Source organism: Vibrio misgurnus, assembly GCF_029635775.1.
Taxonomy (GTDB): domain Bacteria; phylum Pseudomonadota; class Gammaproteobacteria; order Enterobacterales; family Vibrionaceae; genus Vibrio; species Vibrio chanodichtyis.
Window position 1 is genome coordinate 347,617 of sequence record NZ_CP113242.1, and the last position, 19,689, is coordinate 367,305.

The 19,689-nt window shown below is 49.3% G+C and carries 21 protein-coding genes and 1 pseudogene; 14 read left to right on the top strand and 8 right to left on the bottom strand.

Annotated features, from left to right (window positions below):
- The first annotated feature begins 12 nt into the window (after nucleotides 1–12).
- Both gnd and OOK74_RS13350 read left to right on the top strand, forming a co-directional pair.
- Nucleotides 13–1,461 (top strand): decarboxylating NADP(+)-dependent phosphogluconate dehydrogenase, encoded by a 1,449-nt coding sequence (gene gnd, locus OOK74_RS13345; protein WP_274721577.1) that lies wholly within the window; start codon nucleotides 13–15, stop codon nucleotides 1,459–1,461.
- A gap of 147 nt (nucleotides 1,462–1,608) precedes the next feature.
- Nucleotides 1,609–1,749 (top strand): hypothetical protein, encoded by a 141-nt coding sequence (locus OOK74_RS13350; protein ID WP_166015056.1) that lies wholly within the window; start codon nucleotides 1,609–1,611, stop codon nucleotides 1,747–1,749.
- Between the two features lie 63 nt (nucleotides 1,750–1,812).
- Here the strand turns inward: OOK74_RS13350 and hutZ are convergent, their stop codons facing one another.
- From hutZ to hutW, 3 genes are all read right to left on the bottom strand, one after another.
- The gene (gene hutZ, locus OOK74_RS13355; RefSeq protein WP_274721578.1) at nucleotides 1,813–2,343 is read right to left on the bottom strand and encodes a heme utilization protein HutZ; all 531 of its coding nucleotides are present in this window, start codon (nucleotides 2,341–2,343) and stop codon (nucleotides 1,813–1,815) included.
- A gap of 171 nt (nucleotides 2,344–2,514) precedes the next feature.
- Nucleotides 2,515–3,018, bottom strand: coding sequence for a heme utilization cystosolic carrier protein HutX (hutX, locus tag OOK74_RS13360; protein ID WP_278183276.1), 504 nt, complete (start codon nucleotides 3,016–3,018; stop codon nucleotides 2,515–2,517).
- 23 nt (nucleotides 3,019–3,041) lie between these two features.
- A complete protein-coding gene (hutW, locus tag OOK74_RS13365; protein WP_278183277.1) occupies nucleotides 3,042–4,397 on the bottom strand; it encodes a heme anaerobic degradation radical SAM methyltransferase ChuW/HutW in 1,356 nt (451 codons plus the stop codon).
- Between the two features lie 207 nt (nucleotides 4,398–4,604).
- Here hutW and OOK74_RS13370 point away from each other — a divergent pair, with 207 nt between their 5' ends.
- From OOK74_RS13370 to OOK74_RS13395, 6 genes are all read left to right on the top strand, one after another.
- A complete protein-coding gene (locus OOK74_RS13370; protein WP_278183278.1) occupies nucleotides 4,605–5,291 on the top strand; it encodes an energy transducer TonB in 687 nt (228 codons plus the stop codon).
- Entirely contained in the window at nucleotides 5,291–5,998 is a 708-nt protein-coding gene (locus tag OOK74_RS13375) for a MotA/TolQ/ExbB proton channel family protein (RefSeq protein WP_277207396.1), read from the top strand. The genes OOK74_RS13370 and OOK74_RS13375 overlap by 1 nt, the downstream gene beginning before the upstream one ends.
- On the top strand, nucleotides 5,995–6,411 hold the full coding sequence (locus OOK74_RS13380) for an ExbD/TolR family protein (protein WP_274721583.1): 417 nt from the start codon (nucleotides 5,995–5,997) through the stop codon (nucleotides 6,409–6,411). The genes OOK74_RS13375 and OOK74_RS13380 overlap by 4 nt, the downstream gene beginning before the upstream one ends.
- Nucleotides 6,412–6,421: 10 nt before the next feature.
- Nucleotides 6,422–7,252, top strand: coding sequence for a heme/hemin ABC transporter substrate-binding protein (locus OOK74_RS13385; protein WP_278183279.1), 831 nt, complete (start codon nucleotides 6,422–6,424; stop codon nucleotides 7,250–7,252).
- A 65-nt stretch (nucleotides 7,253–7,317) separates the two neighbouring features.
- Nucleotides 7,318–8,295, top strand: a complete 978-nt coding sequence (locus OOK74_RS13390) for a FecCD family ABC transporter permease (protein WP_274721811.1) — start codon at nucleotides 7,318–7,320, stop codon at nucleotides 8,293–8,295.
- On the top strand, nucleotides 8,295–9,074 hold the full coding sequence (locus OOK74_RS13395; protein ID WP_278183280.1) for a heme ABC transporter ATP-binding protein: 780 nt from the start codon (nucleotides 8,295–8,297) through the stop codon (nucleotides 9,072–9,074). The genes OOK74_RS13390 and OOK74_RS13395 overlap by 1 nt, the downstream gene beginning before the upstream one ends.
- Nucleotides 9,075–9,200: 126 nt before the next feature.
- On the opposite strand, the gene OOK74_RS13400 is transcribed toward OOK74_RS13395, so the two are convergent.
- On the bottom strand, nucleotides 9,201–9,662 hold the full coding sequence (locus OOK74_RS13400) for a TetR/AcrR family transcriptional regulator (protein WP_274721586.1): 462 nt from the start codon (nucleotides 9,660–9,662) through the stop codon (nucleotides 9,201–9,203).
- Nucleotides 9,663–10,149: 487 nt separating this feature from the next.
- On the opposite strand from OOK74_RS13400, the gene OOK74_RS13405 reads away from it, so the two are divergent.
- A complete protein-coding gene (locus OOK74_RS13405) occupies nucleotides 10,150–10,455 on the top strand; it encodes a YfcZ/YiiS family protein (protein ID WP_166015126.1) in 306 nt (101 codons plus the stop codon).
- A gap of 134 nt (nucleotides 10,456–10,589) precedes the next feature.
- A complete protein-coding gene (locus OOK74_RS13410) occupies nucleotides 10,590–11,186 on the top strand; it encodes a leucine-rich repeat domain-containing protein (protein ID WP_430741994.1) in 597 nt (198 codons plus the stop codon).
- A 121-nt stretch (nucleotides 11,187–11,307) separates the two neighbouring features.
- On the opposite strand, the gene OOK74_RS13415 is transcribed toward OOK74_RS13410, so the two are convergent.
- Complete coding sequence (locus OOK74_RS13415; protein WP_278183282.1) at nucleotides 11,308–12,420, bottom strand: 1-acyl-sn-glycerol-3-phosphate acyltransferase; 1,113 nt, start codon at nucleotides 12,418–12,420, stop codon at nucleotides 11,308–11,310.
- A gap of 166 nt (nucleotides 12,421–12,586) precedes the next feature.
- On the opposite strand from OOK74_RS13415, the gene OOK74_RS13420 reads away from it, so the two are divergent.
- Complete coding sequence (locus OOK74_RS13420; RefSeq protein WP_278183283.1) at nucleotides 12,587–13,192, top strand: AraC family transcriptional regulator; 606 nt, start codon at nucleotides 12,587–12,589, stop codon at nucleotides 13,190–13,192.
- Between the two features lie 74 nt (nucleotides 13,193–13,266).
- Here OOK74_RS13420 and OOK74_RS13425 read toward each other — a convergent pair.
- Nucleotides 13,267–14,091: pseudogene (locus OOK74_RS13425) on the bottom strand (MOSC domain-containing protein); the annotation flags it as partial.
- Nucleotides 14,092–14,431: 340 nt separating this feature from the next.
- Between OOK74_RS13425 and pyrC the strand changes: the two are divergent.
- A complete protein-coding gene (pyrC, locus tag OOK74_RS13430) occupies nucleotides 14,432–15,460 on the top strand; it encodes a dihydroorotase (RefSeq protein WP_277207382.1) in 1,029 nt (342 codons plus the stop codon).
- A 189-nt stretch (nucleotides 15,461–15,649) separates the two neighbouring features.
- Here the strand turns inward: pyrC and rlmC are convergent, their stop codons facing one another.
- Together rlmC and OOK74_RS13440 are read right to left on the bottom strand one after the other, a co-directional pair.
- A complete protein-coding gene (gene rlmC, locus OOK74_RS13435; protein WP_278183284.1) occupies nucleotides 15,650–16,780 on the bottom strand; it encodes a 23S rRNA (uracil(747)-C(5))-methyltransferase RlmC in 1,131 nt (376 codons plus the stop codon).
- Between the two features lie 64 nt (nucleotides 16,781–16,844).
- Nucleotides 16,845–17,639 carry an AraC family transcriptional regulator gene (locus OOK74_RS13440; protein WP_278183285.1) on the bottom strand — a complete coding sequence of 265 codons (795 nt, stop codon included), beginning with the start codon at nucleotides 17,637–17,639 and terminating at the stop codon, nucleotides 16,845–16,847.
- A 99-nt stretch (nucleotides 17,640–17,738) separates the two neighbouring features.
- Here OOK74_RS13440 and OOK74_RS13445 point away from each other — a divergent pair, with 99 nt between their 5' ends.
- Nucleotides 17,739–18,638 (top strand): DMT family transporter, encoded by a 900-nt coding sequence (locus OOK74_RS13445; protein WP_274721593.1) that lies wholly within the window; start codon nucleotides 17,739–17,741, stop codon nucleotides 18,636–18,638.
- 202 nt (nucleotides 18,639–18,840) lie between these two features.
- Entirely contained in the window at nucleotides 18,841–19,602 is a 762-nt protein-coding gene (locus tag OOK74_RS13450; protein WP_278183286.1) for a DeoR/GlpR family transcriptional regulator, read from the top strand.
- Nucleotides 19,603–19,689 lie beyond the last annotated feature (87 nt).

The following is a 19,689-nucleotide window of genomic DNA, read 5'->3' on the forward strand; positions in this document are numbered from 1 at the left end:
GGAGAGCAAAAAATGAAAGGTGATATCGGTGTAATCGGCTTGGCTGTTATGGGCCAAAACCTGATCCTCAACATGAATGACCACGGCTTCAAAGTGGTGGCGCACAACCGTACTGCGGCGAAAGTCGACGAGTTTTTAGCCGGCCCAGCCAAAGGCACTAACATTGTTGGTGCTTATTCGCTGCCAGAGCTGGTGGAAAAATTAGCTACCCCACGTAAAGTGATGCTGATGGTGCGAGCTGGTCAAGTGGTGGATGATTTCATCGAGCAGTTGGTTCCGCTGCTTGAGCAAGGCGACATCATTATTGATGGAGGTAACACCAACTTCCCAGATACTAACCGCCGCGTCAAAGCGCTGCGTGACAAAGGCATTCACTTTATTGGTACTGGCGTATCTGGCGGTGAAGAAGGCGCACGTTTCGGACCTTCGATCATGCCAGGTGGCGCACCTGAAGCATGGCAAGCGGTGAAACCGATTTTCCAAGCTATTTCGGCTAAAACTGACGCTGGCGAGCCTTGCTGTGACTGGGTCGGTAACGATGGTGCTGGCCACTTCGTGAAAATGGTGCACAACGGTATCGAATACGGCGACATGCAGCTGATCACTGAAGCATACCAGTTTATGAAAGATGGTCTTGGGATGTCGGCTGACGAGATGCAAGCGGTGTTTGCCAACTGGAACAAAACTGAGCTAGACAGCTATTTAGTTGAAATCACCGCTGATATCTTGGGCTACAAAGATCAAGATGGTGAAGCGCTGGTTGAGAAAATCCTCGATACCGCAGGCCAAAAAGGCACCGGTAAATGGACAGGCATCAACGCGCTTGATATGGGGATTCCTCTCACGCTGATCACCGAATCTGTGTTCTCGCGCTGCCTATCAGCACTCAAAGATCAACGTGTAGCAGCCGAACAACTGTTTGGCAAAACTCAAACTCAGGTGACTGGTGATAAGCAAGAGTGGGTTGATGCCCTGCGTCAAGCGCTGCTGGCTTCAAAAATCATCTCTTACGCACAAGGCTTTATGCTGATGCGTGAAGCATCAAATGAGAATGGTTGGAACCTGAACTACGGTAACGTGGCTCTGATGTGGCGCGGTGGCTGTATCATCCGTTCTGCATTCCTTGGCAATATTCGTGATGCGTTTGAACACAATCCTGATCTGGCATTCTTAGGTTCAGATGCCTACTTCAAAGGGATTTTGGAGAACTGCTTGGCCGCCTGGCGTAAAGTGGCCGCTAAGTCACTGGAAGTTGGTATTCCAATGCCTTGTACCACCTCTGCATTGACGTTCCTTGATGGTTATACCACCGCACGCCTGCCAGCAAATCTGCTGCAAGCACAGCGTGACTATTTCGGTGCCCACACTTATGAGCGCATCGATCGTCCACGTGGCGAGTTCTTCCACACTAACTGGACCGGAACCGGCGGTAATACCGCTTCAACCACCTACGATGTATAAACTTACGATTGAGCTATCGCCAAATAAGGATGAAAAATAGGACTAGCTACTTCTTTGCTCTCAGCCTATAATTTCGCCGTTTAAGGAGGATGTCGGTTTAGCCGACATCCTTTATTTTTTCTGCACATTGGCTTTTTAAGAGAATCGATGATGACTATCAACAAGTACTATGTTTTGGTACCACAAGCGTTACAAACGCCAATACATCAGGATAGTGACGTTGCATCTGAGAAGGAAGCTCAGCGCCAGCAGATGGTGAAACAAGCACAGCAGCAAGGCGGATTATGATCGGTACCCAGCAATATCGTGATTTGAACCGATAAAAAAAGCACCCGCAGGTGCTTTTTTTATTTAGTCATCAGCAATTTTACGATGGCCTTCTTGTAGATGGACAAAATCCACCAGATCATCGCCAGAGACTTGGTAGGCCTGACCAAAACCTTTCACATACAGGCCTTGTTCTGGCTGCAAGCGAAACAAAATAAAGTCTTGTAGTTGGCTTAAACCATCAATAATTTCACCAAACCGCTCACTCATTTGCGCAATCACCGGTTGCCATAGCTCACTGTCGCGCTCAATGATGCTCGCGACTGAATCAAAAGTTAGACGCTTGCGCGCAAACAACTGCTTGGCTTGCCCTTCATCTTCAATCAACATAATCGAAACCTGTGGATTGACTTCCAAATTACGTGCGTGACGGGCAATGCGTGAAATCAGCACAAAATAACCTTGCTGATTTTGCACGAAAGGCGCGTAGCTGACATTCGGGCGACCTTCGGCATCCACCGTGGCGAGTTGCAGTGTTTGGCGTTGTTGGCGAAATTCTTTGATTTCTGGCTCTAAGCGGCCCTGTAAACGCTCTTGTTTAACTTGCTGATCCATCTCTTTCTCCTCAATGATGGGCATTATCGTTATTATTTTTATACCCAAACAACTTGGAGTTGCAGCTAGGTGGCAAGTGAGTGAGTCCCTATGAGCATAGACAAACTATGTGATGGGGGTGAACCAACGTCGCCAACACCGCTGCAACTTCAAGTCGGAAGGGGGATATAATTATACTGACTGCTGTTGCTGCATCGCTTTAAAACGCGCCACTTGCTCGGCAATTAATTCGCGTTTTTCATCACGACCGAGATAGATTTTGAATGCGTTCTCGCCTTGTGCGGTAAAAAATCCAAAGTAGTGGCTTTCACGCCCCATAAACGGTTTGCTGACCAATGCAACATGGCTAATGTTGTCCAGCAGCAAATGGCCATGCAATTCGCCCTCACGACCCATTAAGTTGTAATAACCGCGCGCAACCTTACCTTTTGGAAACGGCGCTTTCACCTCAAAAATTGAGCCAGCCACGGTCATAATGGTCGTGACCGGTCCCCAATCAGGTAAACTTTCTAAAATGGATTGCGCTTGCGCACCATCGATAATCGCGGCCATCTCTTGCGGTAGTGAGCTCACAACCTCAAACTCGGTAATTCCCAATTGCTCCGCCATCGCGGCAGGTAATAACATCGGTTGCTGCTCAAGCAGCTGCATGACTTGCTGTGCTAATGATTCCATTGTGTTTTCCAATCTGGTTGTGCTTAGGCAATAAGCGGTTGTTGATGCGAATGAATGAGAACTTGAATACAGGCTTGCGCTAAACTCACCGACCAAAAACAGCCTGCAGTGGTCAAGATCAAGTAATCCTCTTCGACAATGGCTAGCCCCAGCGCTTGCCAACGTAAAAAGAGTGGCATTAACCATTCAAAAGCAGACTGATGCTGAAAAGCGGGTAAACGTTGTTTGGCTACCACGCCAGCATCAAAACCGGATTTTAAGGCCGCGAATAGCGGTTCATATGTATGCTGACGCATCATCATCGCGCTCAGTGGCTGACCATTTTTCAGCGCGTCTAAATAAGTGGTGAGCTGACGATGTTGCATGAGTCCATAACCGCCAATATTGCCCCCTGCGCCACAGCCGATCGGCAACACTTCGGCGTAAGTTTTTGCCAAGCTGTTGTACAGACTGCGCTCACGATTATCACGTGCCCAGTGATTAACACTCAGTTGGCGCAGGTGATGTTTCGCCATAAACTCCACCCCGATTTGGTACAAGGTGGCTTTTTCTGGCGTAGTGGCGGGCGCGGGTAAACGACCTTGCTCAACCATAGTCAACATGGGTGCACTGCCGCCCACCACCAGTTGATACAAGTCGATACCTTGCGCGCCAGTGGCCATAAAATCGAGCAAATCTTGTTCGAAAACTTGCTCTGTTTGGTAAGGTAAGCCATACAACAGATCGATCACAATCGGCGCTTGTCCGGTCGCCGCTAAAGAAGCGACGCGTGCCATCACCACATCACGATCATCGAGACGTTTAGCCCGGCGGCGCACTTGAGTATCAAAGCTCTGCACACCAAACGAGAAACGGTTAAAACCGCCTTCTAACGCTTGTTCGAACATCTCATCACTAAAACGATGGGTACGTCCTTCTAAGGTCATCTCGCAATCCGCGGTGAGCGGAAAGTAGTGACGGATCGCCTCTCCCAGTTGGCGGATCTGCAGCGGTGAAAGCTCAGTAGGTGTGCCGCCACCAATATACACCGCATGAAATACCCCACTTTGGGTCCAAGGTAGAGCGGCTTTTTGTTTGATCTCTTCGAGCAAGGCATCGAAGTAGGCATCCACCAGCTGACGGCTGGCGGCATTTTGGAAGAAGTTACAGAAGGTGCAACGCACTCGACAAAAAGGCACATGGATATAAAGGCATCGAGTTTGCTCAGGTGAGCTCGGCTGCTGCGATATTTGCTGCCAGACTTTAGCTTGTTCAGGCGGTGCAACAGGCATCGCGATACCACCGGCATGCGCCGAGTGCTTATTTTTGAACGCAAAACGCAGTGGATCTGGGGTATCAGCGCCCAAGATTGATTCATCAAAATTATCTAAATTCAACATACTATTTCTCAAGCCAACACCTAGTGCGACAAGGGTTGTGGTTTATTTAATCTTATGCGGCAAGATCATAAATTGACGCTAATGATAATGCAATTGATAATTGCTATTATTTGCAAGCTAAGGGATAATCCTTAGCGCTGAGGCGTAAATGGTCAAAACTCAGTCAAGTCACAGAATGATGTAATGATGTTGCTAGGGGGTAATCAGTTGAATCTGCACAGATATATTATTGCAGGAGGAGCATCCATCGCGCTTCATGCACTGTTGCTGATCACCACCGATCAAGCTCAAGTGTTTGCCATGCCAGTTGGAAATCCGAGCCAATCGGTAGCAATCAATATGGTTTCGATGCCAAAACCAAGCGCACCCGCACAACCTGAACCGATGTTACCTGCCGCCGTCGAGCCGCAAAAAACCGCGCCAACACCAGCCACTGTGGCCAAACCAAAACCGGCCAAGATCGCCAAGCCTGTGGCTACCACGCCAGCTAAACCACAGTCGACCCAAAAACCGGTTACAGAGCCTATCGAGCCGATCACCCATAATGAAGTGGCGCGTGAAGCGTCCCCAACTCAGCCTAGCGAGGCGAGTAAAGGGATCAGTAGCCAGCCGATTTTGCTTGATAAACCGGCTTTCGTGAGCGCACCGGTGCAACCTCGCTATCCACGTATTGCGCAAAAACGCGGTATCGAAGGCACGGTGATGTATGAAATTTGGCTCGATGAACAAGGACGTCAAATCAAGCAACAACTGATCTCGTCATCCGGCACGGCACTACTGGATCAATCGGCGCTGGAAGCCATTAAACAGTGGCAGTTTTCGCCACGTATTCTTGATGGTGCGCCAGTGGCACACCGAGTTCATATCCCTGTTCGTTTCAAATTGGAAGGCTAATGGAATCGTTACAACAACTCCAACAACAGCTAGGCTTGATGGCTTGGCCACTTTTCATTTGTTCTGCGCTAACTGTGATGCTGTTAGCCGAACGTCTTTGCCAAGTGTTGCTCAGTTTGACGGTTGGTAAAGGTGCAATACGTCAAGCCTTGCAAGCGGTATCACCTAGCAACCCAGATCAAATCGCTGCGCTCACCGAACATTTCAGCCATAAACGACCTGTGTTGTACCGTGGGGTGGCGATGTTATTAGCCCATCATCAATTTGAGAAATCCCTGCGCGAAGATGCCGCGGGTATTTGGCTGCAAGAGCAGCGTCACCAATTTAACTCTGGCTTACGTTTGCTGACCCTGATTGGCGTGATCAGTCCGCTGCTTGGTCTGCTCGGCACGGTATTAGGCCTGATTGCGATGTTTAAAGGGGTGGCCGCAACCACAGGCAACATTACGCCAAACGTACTGGCGGATGGATTAGGTGTCGCGATGTACACCACTGCCGCAGGTTTGATCGTGGCGGTGCCGGCGGTCGCCGGAGCACAACTGCTGAATTTATGGGCCGATCGTACCATGGCCAAATTGGAGCACACGCTCAATTACGTCAATCTTTGGCTCGAAGGGATGACGCTACATGCCAACGCTGCACTGAGCATCGTTACCCGGCAAGACTCTGCAGGTATGCCGACTGAGACAGGAAATGAGCCGCGATGATTAAGTCTTCTGCCAAGCAGCAGGATTTTGGGCTCACTCCCGATCTCACTCCCCTGCTCGATATCATTTTTATTGTGATGGTATTCCTGCTGCTAACGGCTTCCGTGCGGCTGGAATCTTTAGACGTTGCGCTACCCACCACCGATGCACCGGTGGTTAATGAAATTAATCAACAGTCGATCACCATCAATCTATTGGCCAGCCAACCTTACTGGGCGATTGATGGTAAAACCTACCCCGATTGGCATGATTTCTCAGTGGCACTGCTCGAAATGGTACATAACAGCCAACGGCCAATTGTGATCGCCGCAGATCAAGGTGCCGAGGTACAGCAACTGGTTAAACTGCTCGGCTTTTTACAGCAGCATGGCATTCAAGCCACTCAATTACTTACTGAAACTCCTCACTCGTAATGGAAACAAGATGAAACTCACTCAATCATTGGTTGTATTGCTGGCCTGTTGCTCATCGGGCATCACTCTGGCGCAAGAAAGGATCGTTAGTGCAGGCAGTGCCGTCACTGAACTTATGCTCGCACTCGGCGCTCAGCAACAATTGATCGCGGTCGATGTGACCAGCGAACTACCGAGTTCGCTCAATCTGCCCAAGATTGGTTATCACCGTCGCCTAGCCGCCGAAGGTTTGCTAGCGTTAGCGCCGACCCAACTGATTGGATCGGATGAAATGGGTCCCGATAACGCCTTGCAACAACTGCGTAATGCGGGAGTGCAAGTCAGTGTGATTAATAGCGATGCAAGCCCACAAGGTTTATTAACTCGCATTGACCAAATTGCTCAGCTCACCAATAGTGAGTCGCATGCGCAGCAGTTAAAACAGAGCGTGCAACAGCAAATTGCCAGCTTACAAGCCAAGCAGCCGACCACCCCGAAAAAAGTGTTGTTCTTACTGCTGCATGAAGGTCGCGCCGCTAACGTTGCCGGCAGTGATACCGTTCCCGATACCATCATTCGCTTAGCGGGTGGGCATAATCCAGCCAGCCTGGTCACCTCTTATAAACCCCTATCGATGGAATCTATGCTCGAAATGCAACCGGAGATGATTTTAGTCAGCGGCCGCAGCCTAGACGTTTTAGGCGGTGTCGATGCCGTACTGAGTGCCGTGCCAGTATTAGCGGCCACCCCGGCGGGTCAAAACAAAAATATCGTGGCGATCGATGGTCATGCTTTGGTTGGCGGCTTAGGGCTGAAAAGCCTGCAAGAGGCTCAGCGTATTCAATCTCTGCTTTATCCCTGAGGCCGATCCTAGTGTTAAGACGATTTCCGTTTATGCTGACCATAAGTCTGCTGCTGGTGGCGGTGATGTTGGCTGGGATCTACTCGATTACTGTCGGTCCGATGAATATCACGATGACCGACAGTATTCGTAGCCTGCTGTTTCGCTCTGATCAGCAGGCCAGTGCCATCCATCTGGTGATCCATGATATTCGTTTGCCACGTACGTTACTTTGCTTACTGATTGGCGCAATATTGGCGTTATGTGGTACGGCGATGCAGGGGCTGTTTCGTAACCCACTGGCAGAACCTGGTATCATCGGTGTTTCTGCTGGCGCCTCGCTCGGCGCCGCCTTGGCGATTGTATTATTGAGCGATTTAACCTTCCGTTTACCTTGGTTAAATAGCCTGATGTTACCGGTGGCGGCATTTATCGGCGGCGCGCTCACCACGGTATTAGTCTATCGTTTGGGCACCTCTAAATTTGGCACCTCAGTCACCATCATGCTGCTGGCTGGAGTGGCGATTTCGGCCCTTGCCGGAGCAGGCATTGGCTATCTTAACTATTTAGCCAGCGATCAGATGCTGCGTGATTTGACACTATGGTCGATGGGTTCGATGGCTGGCGCCACCCAGTCAAGTATTGTGCTGTGTGGGATCACCTTATTGATCTTATTAGGTTATTTTTGCTGGCGAGCGATGGCGTTAAACGCTTTGCTACTCGGTGAAGCCGAAGCACGTCATTTAGGTGTACCAGTACAACGGCTCAAACGCGAAATGATTTTACTGTCAGCGATTGGAGTAGGCGTCGCGGTGAGCGCGGCAGGCATGATTGGCTTTGTCGGATTGGTGGTACCGCATATTGGTCGTATGTTGGTCGGGCCAGATCATCGTAATCTAGTGCCGATTTCTGCCCTACTCGGCGCATTGATGCTCACCCTCGCCGATATGATCGCGCGAATTGCGGTCGCACCAGCGGAATTACCGATTGGTATTGTCACCGCCTTGGTCGGTGCTCCGTTCTTCTTGTATCTGTTATTCCAACAAAAAGGCCGAATTTTCTGATGCACTCGATGGCAATTCAAGGCACTGATCTTTGTGTCACTTATGGCTCACGCTCCGTGCTCGACCATGTGGATATCACTTTGCGTGGTGGTGAAGTGGCGGCGTTACTCGGTCCGAATGGTGCGGGCAAAAGCACCTTATTAAAACTGCTCAGCGGTGAAATGAGCGGTGCAGGAACACTGCGCTATTTTGATATTCCAGCCAACCAATGGCCAGCAGCAAAACTGGCCACTCATTTGGGTATTTTGCCCCAGCAGAGTTCGCTAAGCTTCCCATTTAGCGCGCAAGAAGTGGTGGAATTGGGCGCTATTCCACTCAATTTATCGCGCAAAGAAGTGCAGCAAGTGGCGCGGCATTATATGCAACAAACCGATGTGTTGCATCTGGCCACTAGCCTCTACCCATCGCTGTCGGGAGGTGAAAAACAGCGCCTGCATTTAGCGCGAGTCTTGACTCAGTTACATCAAGCGGGTCAACAACGCATTTTAATGCTGGATGAACCAACTTCGGCGCTGGATTTAGCCCATCAGCATAATACCTTACAACTGGCACGCGACTTAGCCGACCATCAAGGGTGTGCCGTGGTGGTGGTATTGCATGATTTAAACCTTGCAGCGCAATATGCCGATCGAATGATCTTGCTGCACCAAGGTAAAATTGTGTGTGATGCCGCGCCGTGGCAAGCGCTGACCGCTGAGCGAATTGAGCAAGTCTACGGTTATCAAGCCCTCGTAGCGGCACATCCCACCCGCGATTTTCCGATGGTCTACCCAGCCTAAGCCGCCCGCGATTTCAACCGTAAGCCAGCACCTGAAAAACCGCCGACGTATTGCAAAGCCGGCGCTTTAAACATTCGCGGCTGGCGGCGGTGCTTAACCATCAAGGCCGTTCTGTATGATCACGACTCAGTGGATCATACTGACCAGTGAACGGCCCAGTAACCATTCCACTTCTTTTTGGCTATCTTGGCCAAATTTCTCTGCGGCTAGCTTATATAAGCCATTGATCTCTTTATAAGCAAAATCATCGGCACGTTCTGCACTCACAATATGATGAAATAACAGGCGCAAAATCGCGGTAAATGGCGATTGTTGCAATGCTTGCAGCCAACTGCGACGAAACGCTTCAATATCATGTTCAAAATCAAGGTGTTCAATAAATAGCTTGAAAATCCGCCCATCCAGCGCCGAGGCAAAATCGGTTTTCTTCGGAAAATGATGACTGATCCCAGTCCGAGAAATGCCGGTTTGCTGACTAAGAGTGGTATACGACATTTGGTCATAACCGAGTCGCAACAACTGGTCCACTACTGCATCCATGATGGTCTGAATGGTTATTTGTGTATCTTGTTTACTACGCTTAGGCATGATTAGGCTCTTTTCTAACGTCGATGACTTGTCTGGATGAATCGTGAGCAAGCATCATAATGATTAAAATAGTCAGCTCAAAAGTCACCACCAAACAAGCTCAAGTATGGTTTGGTTGGATCTTTTAATACTAGTCACTCAGTAGATGAATTCACTCTTTTGCATAATTTTTTGACTGTTTTTAAATACCCAGTTCTTATCGCGCCATCGACTCAGTGCAAAAATGCATATCGCTACATGACTAATAATCCATCAATCGATAGACCATAACAATGCGCTAGCGGCAACTCTGACAATTCTCCGACATTGGAAAACCAAATTAGTGCAGAAGCTCACACTGAGCTGCGCAAATTCGCTTCATCACTCGTGGTTTCGAGCTGCGATAGCTCTGACTGACTCAATTCCTACACTCATCGCTGAGCTTTTTTGTGGTATAACCATTCGCTGCGGACTAAAATAGTTCGACTATTGGTAAGAGGATTAGGATATGAGTAACCAAACTTGTGTCGAAAATGAAGTGTGTGAAGCTTGTGGTTGTGCCGGAGAGATTGGTTTTATCATTCGTGAAGGCGATGATGTGGCAGAGGTCTCCATATTTGGTGCTGATCCAGCACATCTGCAAGGCAAATTAGCCGAGTACATCAGTTTAGCTCAGCAGGTTTGTGCTGCAGTGGAATACGAAGTGGCACCGGCCGCAGAGGATGCCACCGAATTACACGCTCGATTTAAATTTGAAGTGAGTGCTGAAAAATTAATTTTCGAACTCAAGACTCGTGCCCTAGCACGCAGCTAAATCAATACTCACTCAGCGGGCATCATGCCCGCTTTTTCTGCGCAGCTAGCCAATTATAACTGGCGCGTGCAACATTGTTTGCAACACTAAAGCCGCGTATTTCCATTCAAGCCAAGGATCGATCGTTATCAATGATGTGGCGTACTTTAGTACTCTGTTGTTCATGTTTAGCCAGTGGCTCACAAGCCATAGCACTGGATCAGTATATGGTGCTCAATCATCTCGATAACTACGGTAATCTGGATTTACGCGCCAAACCCTACCGCTCATTGCCGGAAAATTTTCACATCAAGGGCAATCTGAATATCGGCAACACCGCTATCACATCGCTGCCCAGAGGTCTTATCATCGATGGCAGTCTTGAGGCGGCAAACAGTGGGTTAACCAACGTGCCGCGCGGTACCAGCATCAAAGGCTACGCCAATTTACTGGGCAGCAAAATCAAAGCTTGGCCGGCAGGCATTCGCGTCGGTGGCTATCTCAATTTTACCGATACACCATTAGCCTCCTTACCCGCTCGGCTGACTGTCAAAGGCGATTTAAGCGTGATCCGCACCCCACTGACTGAGCTACCGAATGGCATTATTATTGAAGGTAATTTGTATATTGGTGGCTCACAAATCACCCGTTTTCCTGAGCGGATGACAGTAAACGGCAATATTTATTTAGGTGGTAATCAAATCAGTCAATGGCCAACCGAACTGACACTCGGCGGCGCAGTGGCGCGCTAAAACGCTAAGTGATTACCTACCATCAAACACCGACAAAAAGAGGAGCGTGAGCTCCTCTGGTGATCGGAATGCGCTATACCAAACAGTAACAGCACAGCAACCTAGCGATTAACAACATCCATTAGCTATGAAGATGATTACGCACCGGGTTAGCGTAAGCATCCAGTAGATAACGCTGAGCCGGCTCTGGCAACTCAGCCAGCTTAGCGTTTAACCGCTCACGTACCTCAGCGGTGATCTCGCTATCATCTTGCCCAGCCGCCAAACGGTTGATCGGATAGAGCACATAGTTGTGGTGAATTTGTCGATCAATCTCTTGTGCCAACGCTTCTGGGGTCTCGAAGTCTTCGCCGATCACTTCACCAAAAGCAACATGCACTCGACCTTTTTCACCGATAATGCCTTGGATAATGCTTTCGATATCTTCAAACTCACCTTTTTCGTAGCGACCTTGGGTATCTTTTTCGTACAATTCGCGCGCTTTGGCAATATCACACGGATCGTTTTCATAAGAGATCGCCACCGGAACAATCTGCAAACTACGCATATACTCCGCAAACGGTATTTTTTGATGACGCCCTTCAACATGGAACATTTTCAAAATCGCCGGATCGGTCTGATCGTTGCCATCTTTGGCGCGTCCCTCTTTCTGGGCAATCCAGATCGAATGTCCGGTCTCTAATGAATGCTTGATGTAGCCCGACAGGGTGCCCAACATTTTCATCATCTCACGCGGCCCCTTAGCCGAACGTTTGACAATAAAACTTTTATTTAAGCGCATCAGCTCAGTAGCACAGGGTTTGGTCAATAAATTATCGCCAATCGCGATGCGCACCGTACGATGACCGGCCAGATATAATCCGTAATTGACTAATGCCGGATCCATCGCGATATCACGGTGATTACACACAAATAAATAGGCTTGCTGAGTATCTAACTTATCTAACCCGCTGAAGCTCACCCCTTGTGTGGTTTGAGCTAACGTTTGGCGGAGGTACTTTTTCACCTCAAGTTGGATCGCTTCAATACTGTCCAATTTCGCCCACTTGCGCTTAAGGTAAAACTTAACCAGTGGAGTCATTAAAGCGCGTAACCAGGCCGACTGGTGTTTAAAGCGATGTTTCAAAATCGCCGCAGTAAACTCTTGGTCATTGATCAACCGAGTAAGCGCGGCAGGGATTTCGTCATCGTTGTATGGGCGAATATCAATATAAGGATCAGTTGTTGAAGTCATAAGTTTGTACATCAGATAAAAAACTGGCCTATTCTACGCATAGTTAGCCACGCCATCAGCAAACATCGAAAAGGTCAGACCAGTGCGGCTATTCCTAAAGCACAGCAATTGGCTTTTGCCGTGATAAGGGGTAATCTTAGCGCCGTTAACATTTCCAAGGCCTTTTATGAACTACGCAATTGAGTCGCAAGCCCGCCACTTTGCCCACTTAGCACTAACCGCCCGTAAACGCACACTCAAACACAGTCTGATCCGAGTTGAACAAGGTTTACTGCTGTTTCGACTCGGCAAACACGAGTATGCCGTGGAACACGCTCAAACACTGTGGATCCCTTGTGACTGCCTGTGTGGTCTCACCTTTTTTCCAGATACTCGCATCACTCGCGTAGATTTTTCGGTACGTTTAAGCGCATCCTTTGCCCACCAAGCTGGGCTAGTGCAACTGTCACCACTGGTCAGCGTGATACTTGATCGCTTGCAAGATTGCCCGCGCGAGCAACCCGCATTTGCCCACTTGACCCAACTGCTGATGCTTGAGCTTATCGGCTGCGAGCCTAAACTCATCCATTCGCCACTCACTCAAGCGCTCAGCCAGTGGCAACCAGAAGCGCCATCGGGCATCAGCAAAGAGCATCATCTGGTATTACTGGTTCGTGAAGCGCTAAAACGCTCACAATCTGGCGTGGCGACGCCGCGCATTATTGATCAACTGTTTGCCGGCAATGCTGAGCAATATCAGCAGCTGCGTTCGATTATTTTAGGCCAAGCGTGAGCCATTCACTGGCCCACTAATCGATTAAACCTGCCGAATCATCTCTTGTTCACGAGCTTGACAGGCTAAAGAGGCTGCTCAAGGTAAAGCGGTGGCGACTGATATTCCAACACTTCAATCGAGTCGCCAACCGTAATCATCCCTTCATTTTTGGCCAGCAAATTTTGGCCAAAAAACACACTCCCCTGCGGATTAGCTCGAAATTGGGCCAAGGTGCGCAGCGGCTCTTGGCTTGGTCTAAATGCGCCTTGCGCGAGATCAATGGTGGTTAAAATGCAGCGTTGGCAAGGTTTCACCAGCGTAAACTCCACCTCGCCAATCCGGATCCGCTTCCAGCTATCTTCGGCAAACGGCTCGCTGCCCGCCACCACCAAATTGGTGCGAAATTGATCCATGACATGCGACTCAGGACTGCGCCGATTCAGCTCATCTAAGGAGGCCTGACTGATGACCAGCAGTGGATAACCATCCGCAAAACTGACGTTATGCCCGAGCTTTTCACGCACACGATGGGATTGCTCACCGCAATACAGCAAACGCACCGTCACTCCAAGCAGCGCGCTAAACCAGTGATTAGCCGCATCGGTGGTGGTATAAGCCGGAAAATTATCGGACCAAACTTGAGCTGTAACGGTTTGCCGTTGCAAATCGGCATAACGAATTGTCAGTGCAGCGTGACCGGGCGCGTAAAACTGTACCCCATCATGCCGTAATGCGGTTTTGATCCGCACCAGTTGCGGAAATTGACGTGCAGTGACCATGCGGCCATCACCATCCGCCAACATAAAGCGCCGATCAAAGCTTATCCCTTGTGTTTCAACCCAAGCCGATGACATAGCGATCCCGGCTAATGATTTAACTGGAAAAACATTGATTTGTGAGAGTTGTCCTGCTGACATGCGGTTTCCCTGTGCGTGGTCTAGATAGGGCATCATAAAACAAAGCTCTGATCCGGGATAACAAATTGTGAGCATGCCAAACGTTATAGCCAAGCTACTTGGCGTTGCAGGTTGGCGGCAAGTGAGTCCCGATGAGCATAGACAAACGATGTGATTGGGGTGAATGAACCTAGCCAACACCGCTGCAGCTTCCAGTAGGAAGGGGATAGTTAAGCGAGTGCAACAGAAATAAAGGATGAAAAGGATTAGGCTTTGCTCTATCATCCGCACGCCTAAGCGGAACCGTTTGCGCGGCGCGCTAGGCTCCAATCATTTTATGCCTTTATGGTGGGAGTACTTCATGACAACACTGACCATTACACGCCCAGACGACTGGCACGTTCACCTTCGCGATGGTGAGGTTCTTACCGATACGGTGCGTGATATTAGCCGCTATAACGGCCGCGCACTGATCATGCCCAATACCGTGCCACCGGTCACCACCACCGCCATGGCGTTAGCCTATCAAGAGCGGATCATGGCCGCTCAGCCCTCGGCACATTTTACCCCGTTGATGACGCTGTATCTTACTGATAACACCACCGCCGATGAAATTCGTCACGCTAAAGCATCGGGCCAAGTAGTGGCCGCCAAGCTTTATCCTGCGGGCGCAACCACCAATTCAGATTCTGGTGTTACCTCGGCGCAGAAAATCTATCCAGTGCTGCAAGCGATGCAAGAGGTGGGGATGTTGCTGCTGGTGCATGGCGAAGTCACAACGCATGACATCGACATTTTTGACCGTGAACAAGCGTTTCTTAATCAAGTGCTTGCACCAATCGTGGCCGATTTTCCACAGTTGAAAATCGTCCTAGAGCACATTACCACCGCCGACGCAGTCAATTTTGTGCGCCAAGCGGGCGCTAACGTTGCTGCCACGATCACCGCGCACCATTTACTGTTTAACCGTAACCATATGCTGGTCGGTGGCATTCGCCCCCATTTCTACTGTTTACCAATTTTAAAACGCGCCACTCACCAACAAGCCTTAGTGGCTGCCGCCACCTCGGGCAGTAAACAATTTTTCCTCGGGACTGACTCCGCTCCTCACGCCAAAGATCGTAAAGAGGCGGCTTGTGGTTGTGCGGGATCTTACACTGCCCATGCTGCGCTTGAGCTGTATGCAGAAGTGTTTGAAAAAGAAGGTAAACTAGAGAATCTGGAGGCGTTTGCCAGCTTGAATGGCCCTGATTTCTATGGTTTGCCGCGCAACCCAACCACTGTCACCCTGACCAAGCAAGCATGGCCAGTGGCACACAGCATGCCGTTTGGCAGCGATAGCGTGGTGCCGATCCGCGCCGGTGAGCAGATCGAATGGACGGTTAGCTAAGCACGCTGCAAATATCGAATATTGGTCGATATCCAACAGGAGAGGCTCGCCTCTCCTTATCTACCCAAACCACTTGGCGTTGCAAGTAGGCGGCAAGTGAGTCCCGATGAGCATAGGCAAGCTATGTGATTGGGGTGAACCAACCTAGCCAGCACCGCTGCAGCTTCAACTAGGAAGCGGATATTTTCATCAATCCCGTCTTACCAATAACGTCAGCACTTCCGCATGATCGGTGTGGGGAAACATATCAAACCACTGCACTCGGATCAGTTGATAACGAGCAAGCTCAGCGATGTCTTTGACCATGGTATGCGGATTACAGCTAGAGTAGAGAATATGTTTGGGCGCAAGGGCTTGCAGTTGGGCGGTCAGTTCCCCCCCTAAGCCACGCCGCGGAGGATTAACCAACACTAATTCCGGCGCACTGATTTGCGTGTGCGAAAATTTAGCCGAATCAAGAGCGGCAAAGCTGAGATTTTCAATCCCCATCAGTTGAGCTGAGCGCTGCGCACTGGCAATCGCCTCTGGCTCGATTTCAATCCCCGTGACGGAAGTTTGTGGCGCGGCACAATGCAGTGCAAAACCGCCAACCCCACAAAACAGATCCCACATTTGCTGTGGTGCAATTTCACGCACCCAAGCCCGCGCAGTCGCGTAAAGCTGCTCGGCAACTTGAGGATTGGTTTGGAAAAAACTTTTCGGGCGGATCACCATCGGCACATCATTGAACTGCTCAAGCAAGCTTTGCGTGGCGGTCAGGAAAATTTCCTCTTCACCTTCTAAGCGCGCCATATGCACCGGCTGAATATTGACCGACACCACCGCAATGCTCGGAAACGCCGCCAGCAACGCAGGCAAATTACGTTCAATCCGCTCAAGCACGGCATGACTGCGCGCCACAAAACGCAGCATATATTGGCCACGAATCGCACTGCGGGTGAGCAGAATAAACTTCAACTCACCTTTTTTCTTCAACTTGTTATACGGTGCAATGCCAGCAACCCGGATCCAGTTTTGCAGATACACGAGTAGCTCTTGCATTGGCTGAGGATAAAGTGGGCAACTGACCAGCGATAACGGCTCGCCTTGCCGATCTTCAATACCTAAAATCGGCGCGTGAGCGGCTCCAAGCACCACCATCTTGGCTTTATTACGAAACCCCGTTTCAGCACTGGTGACCGGCTCTAACCACTCGACATCCAAGCTCGGCGTAATCAAGGCTCGCAACTGCTGATCTTTATTCTCAACTTGCTGGGAATACGGCAGCGCACACTGTTGGCAAGAGCTACACCGCTTTTGAATAAAGAACTCACATTGCATACTATCCACCACCGAAAAAGCAAAGCCGCTAGTTTATTGGCCTGCCTGAAAATAACAAGCAGGATCACTCGACTAACAACCGATTTTTATACTGCTCAGGGGTTAAACCGGCGTATTTTTTAAACATAGTGATGAACGGGCTGGCTTGATTGTAACCCAGTGTCAATGCCACCTCTTTCACCGCATGGCCTTGGCGCAGCAGTTCCATCGCATAGAGGTAGCGCACTCGCAAACGCCATTCAGTAAAACTCATCCCCAATTCCGCCTGACAATGACGTGCCAGCGTGCGTTCCGTGGTGTGTACTCGCTCAGCCCACTGCTGCAAGGTGGTATTATCGGTCGGGTTCTCTTCGACACACGCCAAAATCGGCGCTAAATATTTGTGATGGGTCGAGGGCAGAAAATGGTGTTGCGTTTCACGAGTTGCCAGTTGATCAAGCAGTACCTGTACTAAGCGCTGATCTTCACGACTGTCGGCGACATTAATCTGCCGCGCTCGAAAATCATCAATAATCGCAGACACAATCGGGGTGACTTTAATTAAGCTGGTTTTGGTTGGAAACGTGGCAGTTAAATTCGAGGCAATATTCAGTGAACAATATTCAATTGGCTTGCGGTTATAGCTGCGGTGCAAAATCCCCGCGGGTACCCAAATTGCCAAATGAGGCGGAGCAAGAAAGCGGGTATCCTGCGCTTGCATTTCCAAAATGCCACCGGCAATCAATTGTACCTGTCCCCAAGGATGACTATGTTCGCGGGTTTCGGTATTGGACAGAAAAGCTTCGAAATTCATAAACACATCTGAGGGTGGATGTTCGATGGATAATGAAGGGTGCAAATGGCGTGGATGTTTGCTCAAACTTGTCTTCCTATCGCTCACAATGTCTTTTCAAAGATAGTTATAATTATAAAGACCTGCCACACTATGATCCAAGTAACAAAGAGTGATGAGACTCACATGATTTATCTTCTGCCATTTTTAACGGTGCTGATTTGGGGTGGCAACTCGATTGTCAACAAGCTCGCCTCCGTCACCATCGAACCAAGCGCGATGAGTTTTTATCGTTGGTTATTAGCCATGCTGCTATTAACGCCATTCTGCCTACCGAGCGCGATCCGTCAATGGCCGACCATCAAACGTTACTTGAGCAAACTTGCGGGTTTGGCATTGCTGGGCATGGTACTGAATCAATCGCTCGGCTATTACGCGGGGTTAACCACTACCGCCACCAATATGTCCCTTATCTCCTCTTTCGTGCCACTGATGAGTGTATTTATCAGTGTGCCGCTACTCAATAAACCGATTTCACCACTGAGTGTAATTGGCGGAATACTATCGCTAACCGGTCTGGCTTATATGCTTGGCGCAGGCAACCCGCTCTTTTTCTTGCATCAAACCATTACCGAAGGCGATGCTTTAATGGTGATGGCCGCGCTGGTTTATGCGCTATATTGTGTGTTGCTCAAACGATGGAAAATGCCATTTAGCAATTGGATGCTGATTTATTTGCAAGGAATGTGCGCGGTGTTAATGCTGATCCCACTTTGGCTGACCAGTGATCAGCTATTACCGACCTCCGGCTCACTGCCATTGATTGCCTACGCAGGGATTGGCGCATCATTACTGGCTCCTTGGATGTGGGTCAAGGCGATTGATGCGATCGGGGCCGATTCTACCGCGATGTTTATGAACTTATTACCGGTCTTTTCGGTTTCGTTAGCGGCAACCTTATTAGGCGAAACGGTCCATTTTTACCATTTGATTGGTGGCATGTTGGTGGTCAGTGGGGTGGTGTTATCTCAGTTGAAACTTCAACGTTGGCGCAGTGATGCGGTAGAAAAAGTCTCTCAGATTTGATGTTGACTCAACACGCTAACCCCAGGTTAGCGTCATAACGACTCCCTCGTTGCACAACAGCTGAGAAGCGATAGTGCATTTTGATCACGATAGTTCGTTTTTATAAAAAAGGATTAAAAACGAAAAGAATACGCAAATCATGGTTTAAAATTGCGCCGTGACTTCGTAAACTGGAGGCCATTGAAATGATAAGGATATTACGGTGAAAGCAGTCAAGCGCCATCAAGAAATCATTGAATTAGTTCAAGCTCAAGGTTTTGTCAGTACTGAAGAGTTGGTTGCACGGTTTGATGTCAGCCCACAAACCATCCGCCGCGATCTCAACGAATTAGCCGAAGCCAATCAATTACGCCGTAACCACGGCGGTGCCACGATTCCTATCAGTTCAGAAAACTCCTCGTATTACACCCGACAAGTCTCTTATCAAGCCGAAAAAGAGCTCGTGGCTAGCGTGTTGGTACAGCATATTCCCGATGGAGCGACGCTTTTTATTGATATTGGAACTACACCAGAAGCCATCGCCCGCGCATTGATGGTCAACCATCATCAACTAAGGGTTGTGACCAATAACCTCAATGTTGCCACCATGTTGATGAATAAACCTGATTTCAGCGTGATTCTAGCCGGCGGAGAAGTGCGCAATAAAGATGGTGGTGTTACAGGTGAAGCCACCCTAGACTTCATCTCCCAGTTTCGTTTAGATTTTGGCATTTTGGGCATCAGTGGTATCGATTATGATGGCTCATTACTCGATTTTGATTACCATGAAGTGCGAGTCAAACGTGCGATTATTGAAAACAGCCGTAGTGTATTCCTTGCCGTTGATCACAGTAAATTTGGCCGTAATGCGATGGTAAAACTCGGGACCTTAGCCGATGTGGATTTGATCATTACCGATCAAGCCCCACCGCAAGAGATCGCCGAATTTGCTAAATTGCATGAAGTCGCCATTCAAGTGGTTTAGCCGGTCAGCGCTGCAACAGCGCAAAAAGGATCAATACTGCTCAAATTTGTGAAAAATTAAAGAGTTGTCAGGCGCTGTAAGGTTATT

What these genes read in the sequence shown, in the direction of transcription:
- OOK74_RS13445 (WP_274721593.1), top strand. Translation starts at nt 17,739, where the DNA reads ATGATTTATCTTCTGCCATTTTTAACGGTGCTGATTTGGGGTGGCAAC.
- OOK74_RS13415 (WP_278183282.1), bottom strand. Translation starts at nt 12,420, where the DNA reads ATGACTTCAACAACTGATCCTTATATTGATATTCGCCCATACAACGAT.
- rlmC (WP_278183284.1), bottom strand. Translation starts at nt 16,780, where the DNA reads ATGCAATGTGAGTTCTTTATTCAAAAGCGGTGTAGCTCTTGCCAACAG.
- OOK74_RS13350 (WP_166015056.1), top strand. Translation starts at nt 1,609, where the DNA reads ATGATGACTATCAACAAGTACTATGTTTTGGTACCACAAGCGTTACAA.
- OOK74_RS13395 (WP_278183280.1), top strand. Translation starts at nt 8,295, where the DNA reads ATGCACTCGATGGCAATTCAAGGCACTGATCTTTGTGTCACTTATGGC.
- OOK74_RS13390 (WP_274721811.1), top strand. Translation starts at nt 7,318, where the DNA reads ATGTTGGCTGGGATCTACTCGATTACTGTCGGTCCGATGAATATCACG.
- OOK74_RS13385 (WP_278183279.1), top strand. Translation starts at nt 6,422, where the DNA reads ATGAAACTCACTCAATCATTGGTTGTATTGCTGGCCTGTTGCTCATCG.
- OOK74_RS13420 (WP_278183283.1), top strand. Translation starts at nt 12,587, where the DNA reads ATGAACTACGCAATTGAGTCGCAAGCCCGCCACTTTGCCCACTTAGCA.
- OOK74_RS13410 (WP_430741994.1), top strand. Translation starts at nt 10,590, where the DNA reads ATGTGGCGTACTTTAGTACTCTGTTGTTCATGTTTAGCCAGTGGCTCA.
- pyrC (WP_277207382.1), top strand. Translation starts at nt 14,432, where the DNA reads ATGACAACACTGACCATTACACGCCCAGACGACTGGCACGTTCACCTT.
- hutZ (WP_274721578.1), bottom strand. Translation starts at nt 2,343, where the DNA reads ATGGATCAGCAAGTTAAACAAGAGCGTTTACAGGGCCGCTTAGAGCCA.
- hutW (WP_278183277.1), bottom strand. Translation starts at nt 4,397, where the DNA reads ATGTTGAATTTAGATAATTTTGATGAATCAATCTTGGGCGCTGATACC.
- OOK74_RS13380 (WP_274721583.1), top strand. Translation starts at nt 5,995, where the DNA reads ATGATTAAGTCTTCTGCCAAGCAGCAGGATTTTGGGCTCACTCCCGAT.
- hutX (WP_278183276.1), bottom strand. Translation starts at nt 3,018, where the DNA reads ATGGAATCATTAGCACAGCAAGTCATGCAGCTGCTTGAGCAGCAACCG.
- OOK74_RS13375 (WP_277207396.1), top strand. Translation starts at nt 5,291, where the DNA reads ATGGAATCGTTACAACAACTCCAACAACAGCTAGGCTTGATGGCTTGG.
- OOK74_RS13405 (WP_166015126.1), top strand. Translation starts at nt 10,150, where the DNA reads ATGAGTAACCAAACTTGTGTCGAAAATGAAGTGTGTGAAGCTTGTGGT.
- OOK74_RS13400 (WP_274721586.1), bottom strand. Translation starts at nt 9,662, where the DNA reads ATGCCTAAGCGTAGTAAACAAGATACACAAATAACCATTCAGACCATC.
- gnd (WP_274721577.1), top strand. Translation starts at nt 13, where the DNA reads ATGAAAGGTGATATCGGTGTAATCGGCTTGGCTGTTATGGGCCAAAAC.